This window comes from Metasolibacillus meyeri (assembly GCF_003049505.1).
In the GTDB taxonomy this organism is placed as follows: Bacteria; Bacillota; Bacilli; order Bacillales_A; family Planococcaceae; genus Metasolibacillus; species Metasolibacillus meyeri.
Genome location: NZ_PYWN01000111.1, coordinates 1 through 4,193, shown reverse-complemented (window position 1 = coordinate 4,193; position 4,193 = coordinate 1). Strand labels below are relative to the sequence as shown.

Here is a 4,193-nt window from a genome sequence, read left to right as displayed (position 1 = left end):
CGAATCAAATGGGCGGATTTAATTGTCTACTTGACAGGGAGTAGTTCATATCTTGTGGGCGAATCGTTACTTTCGTACTACTATTTTCATCCACTTAAAAATCCCCCTAAAACACAAATTGCACAAGCGCCATATAAAAAATTGTACCCGCCGCAATCGATAATAGCATATTGCGTTTCCAAAGGTGTAAACCAGCAACAACAGCGACGCCTAAAATTTCTGGTAGCCCGTGATGGCCAGATAAAAAGCGAACATCTTTAAAGCAATAAATGACGAGCATGCCGATAACGGCAGCAGGCAATACTTTACCAAGATATTGGATATAGGCAGATGTTGGCTTGTTTGCTGGAAAAATGAAAAACGGCAAAAAGCGTGTTAACATTGTGCCAAGTACAACTACACCGACTGTAATTACTTGCTGTACAATGGTCATAGCGTCGCCTCCTTGTTCTTTTGTAAAGTTGAACGCAGCAATGTTAATATGCCTAAAATTGCGAGCATGGCAGGAATAATAAAGCGTTCACCACCGAAAATCGCTAAGGCAATCGCTGATAGTAAAAGGCCTAACAGTGCGCTATGGTACTGTTTCGTACTAAACCAATTTTCGATAAAAATAACGACGAAAAGTGCCGTCATTACAAATTCTAAACCTTCTGTATTGAACGTGATAAATGAACCGAAAATACCACCAATTGCTGCGCCAGCTACCCAATAAATTTGATTGAGCAGCGTGACAAATAGCATGACCTTTCCTTTATCCAGATGATTCGGAATATTCAATGTACTATTGATTGCAAAAGATTCATCACACATACCATAAATGACATACCATTTTTTGCGTCCAAGATTTCCGTATTTGTCGAGCATAGATATACCATAAAATAAATGTCTTGCATTGACCATGAGCGTAAGGAAAAATGCGCTTAGCGGGTTAAAGGAAATAAGTAGTAGATTCGCTGCTACAAATTCCATCGAGCCTGCAAAAATCAGGAGGCTCATTAAAATTGGATAAATGGCATGAAAGCCTAAGGAATTCATAAAAATTCCGTAGGCGATGCCTAAAAATAAAAAGCCCGCTAAAATCGGAAGCGTTTGGGGAAACGCGAATTTTAGCGCAGCACGTGTTGAACTGTTCAAATGTCTTCACATCCTTTATTTTTGCCAATGTGTGTCGATAAATTCGTCTCGCCCTGATTTAGCGCGGTCTTCCTTATAATGCGCTTGTTCTTTTTTATAGTAATCTTGGTGATAGTCTTCTGCTATATAGAAAGTGTCTGCCTCTCGAATGACTGTGACGATTGGCTTTTTGAAGCGACCGCTTGCTGCTAGAGCCTCTTTTGATTTTTCAGCAAGTGCTTGCTGCTCCTTGCTATGCGTAAAAATAGCTGTTGAATAGGATTCACCACGATCGTGGAATTGGCCGTCTGCATCCGTTGGGTCAATTTGCATCCAGTAGATGTCAAGAAGCTGCTCATAGCTAAAAATGCTTGCATCAAATTCAATTTGCACCACTTCTAAATGACCAGACTGTCCGCCTTTTACATCCTCGTATGTTGGGTTTTCCACATGGCCACCCATATAGCCACTTGTTACTTTATGTATGCCGTCCCACTGGTCAAATGGCTTGACCATACACCAAAAACAGCCACCTGCAAATGTTGCTTTTTCCATTAGTATTCCTCCCTTTCATTAGCCTGTATTGTATCATGTGTGAAAAACTATCGACAAGATATTTGAACTTTCTTCAACAACAATCGTCTAAAATAATAATTACATATGTAATGCGTGGAAAAAATAGTATAATCGAACTGATACAATCGTTAAAAGGAGAATTTTATGGAGCAATTGGAACGACGCCAAACACGTCATAAACGAAAAAAATTTAGAACAGGGCGCCTTATTTTTCTAGCTGTCATCGCATTGTTGCTAGGGGGTGCTGCTTATAGCGTTCAGCAATATTTGAGCGGGCAAAAGCTGGCAAGTGAGACGAAGCTACCAGAGCAGGATTTTGCGGCGGATGCGAAAAAAGGAGAAATTGAAAACTTTTTAATTTTAGGTGTCGATAGCCGCGGGGAAGAGAAGTCACGTACGGATACGATGATGCTGTTATCGTGGAATCGCGATACGAACGAGATGAAGCTCGTATCGTTTATGCGTGATATTTATGCGGATATTCCAGGCTATCAATCGTATAAGCTGAATACAGCCTATTATTTAGGCGGTGTGCAATTATTAAAGGATACATTAACTGCGATGTTTGATGTACCCATCCATCATTATGCGGTCATTGATTTTAAAAGCTTTGAGGCAATGATTGATATTTTAGCACCGAATGGCATTACGATGGATGTGGAAAAAGATATGTCCGCATTTATCGGTGTTGCATTAAAGCAAGGCACACAGCAGTTAAATGGGAAGGAGCTATTAGGCTATGCGCGCTTTAGACAAGATGCGGAAGGGGATTTCGGTCGTGTTGCGCGTCAACAAAAGGTCATGGATGCGTTAAAAGATGAGTTATTTTCCATTGCCAATGCGAAAAATTTGCCGAAGTTTGTTGGAGCAGCACAAGGCTATGTAACAACGGATTTAACAGCGGCTGAGGAGTTGAAAATGGCGTTATCTGTTGCAGCAGGTGGCGGTATAAATATTGACAAAATGACGGTTCCTGCAGAGGGAACGTATACATTTAATGCGTATCAACATGCGGGCTCTGTTTTAGAAATTGACAAAGCGCAAAATAAAGCGCTACTACATGAGTTTTTACAGATGAAATAAGCTGATAATTCATGATAAAATGACAGCACAACTATTTTTTCAGAAAATTTGACAATTAGCAGGGGTGGTTGTTTGGAGCAGAAAAAAACAAATACGCAAAATAAGGAATTACCACAAGAAACATCAAATTTCTTTTCGACACGTTTTATTCGCTTTTTAGGTGGAAAGAATTTATTATTTTTCCTGCTTATTCTGTTAATTGTCGGCTGCGTTATTTTTATTTATGATAAAATCTCATTTATTTTCCAGCCGCTACGTGTATTATTTGAAGTCGTGATTTTGCCAGGAGTACTTGGCGTTATTTTATATTACTTAACACGACCATTTTTACGCTTATTAATGAAGTGGAGAATTCCTAAAATATGGGCGATTTTAATTATTTATTTAGTTATAATTGGCGCTTTAACGTTAAGCATTGTGCTTGTTTATCCATTTTTACGTGATCAATTTACCAACTTAATGAATGAGTTTCCAGCTTATTTCATGGCATTTGTTGAAAATATTGTGTCATGGCTGAACAATTCACGCTTGAATGAGTATTTTTCCATGATTAACTTGGAGTACGATAAAATGATTACAAGCTTGACGGAGGATGTTGTCTCACAAGTAAAGGATTTCGCAACAGGCTTTGCGACAAGTGTAGCAACGGGCATTACAGGCTTTGTTTCTGCATTAACAGGCTTAGTGTTGTCCTTAGTTATTGTCCCGTTTATCCTCTTTTATTTACTGTACGAAGGCGAAAAAATGCCGAAGTTTATTTTGCGCAATACACCGCCAAGCATGCGCAAATTTGTAGGGGATGTCTTGCATGATATGGACAAGCAAATTAGCTCTTATATTCAAGGGCAAATTTTAGTGTCTATTTGTATTGGAGCAATGGTGACAATTGGTTTCCTTGTCATCGGTTTAGAATATGCATTGCTATTAGGCGTACTAGCGATGGTAACAAGCGTTGTACCGTACTTAGGCCCTGTCATTGCGATTACACCTGCCGCGATTATTGCCATCGTAGCTGACTCGCCGTTTATGATTTTGAAGCTGGCTGCAGTTTGGACAATCGTGCAGTTAATTGAAGGGAAGTTTATTTCGCCACAAATTATGGGGAAATCGTTAAGCATTCACCCCATTACCATTATTTTTGTGTTATTAACGGCTGGCTCGTTATTCGGCGTACCTGGTGTCATTTTAGGGCTACCAACATATGCGCTGATAAAAGTGTTCGTAACACATATTTACCGCGTATTTAAACAACGCTATAATCGCTTCCAAATGGAAGAAGAGGATATGTATGAGGAATAATCAAAAAGCATAGTGGAGCCTTATGTTCCACTATGCTTTTTGATTTGGAAAATGTATTGTGCTTTATAAAATTAAAATATCAAATTCTATTTGATAGATAGCCCTAATAATAAATACTG

The 4,193-nt window shown here is 39.1% G+C and carries 5 protein-coding genes; 2 read left to right on the top strand and 3 right to left on the bottom strand.

The genetic code is table 11. From position 1 onward, the window contains the following. Positions 1–106 precede the first annotated feature (106 nt). The 3 genes from C9J34_RS15815 to msrA are packed head-to-tail and all read right to left on the bottom strand — an operon-like array spanning position 107 to position 1,671. Positions 107–433 carry a branched-chain amino acid transporter permease gene (locus C9J34_RS15815; protein ID WP_107841150.1) on the bottom strand — a complete coding sequence of 109 codons (327 nt, stop codon included), beginning with the start codon at positions 431–433 and terminating at the stop codon, positions 107–109. Beyond that, the gene (locus tag C9J34_RS15810) at positions 430–1,137 is read right to left on the bottom strand and encodes an AzlC family ABC transporter permease (RefSeq protein WP_107841149.1); all 708 of its coding nucleotides are present in this window, start codon (positions 1,135–1,137) and stop codon (positions 430–432) included. The genes C9J34_RS15815 and C9J34_RS15810 overlap by 4 nt, the downstream gene beginning before the upstream one ends. A gap of 15 nt (positions 1,138–1,152) precedes the next feature. After that, entirely contained in the window at positions 1,153–1,671 is a 519-nt protein-coding gene (msrA, locus tag C9J34_RS15805; RefSeq protein WP_107841148.1) for a peptide-methionine (S)-S-oxide reductase MsrA, read from the bottom strand. Positions 1,672–1,836: 165 nt separating this feature from the next. Between msrA and C9J34_RS15800 the strand changes: the two genes are divergently transcribed. Continuing rightward, a complete protein-coding gene (locus C9J34_RS15800; protein WP_107841147.1) occupies positions 1,837–2,775 on the top strand; it encodes an LCP family protein in 939 nt (312 codons plus the stop codon). A 72-nt stretch (positions 2,776–2,847) separates the two neighbouring features. Continuing rightward, complete coding sequence (locus C9J34_RS15795) at positions 2,848–4,074, top strand: AI-2E family transporter (RefSeq protein WP_107841146.1); 1,227 nt, start codon at positions 2,848–2,850, stop codon at positions 4,072–4,074. Positions 4,075–4,193 lie beyond the last annotated feature (119 nt).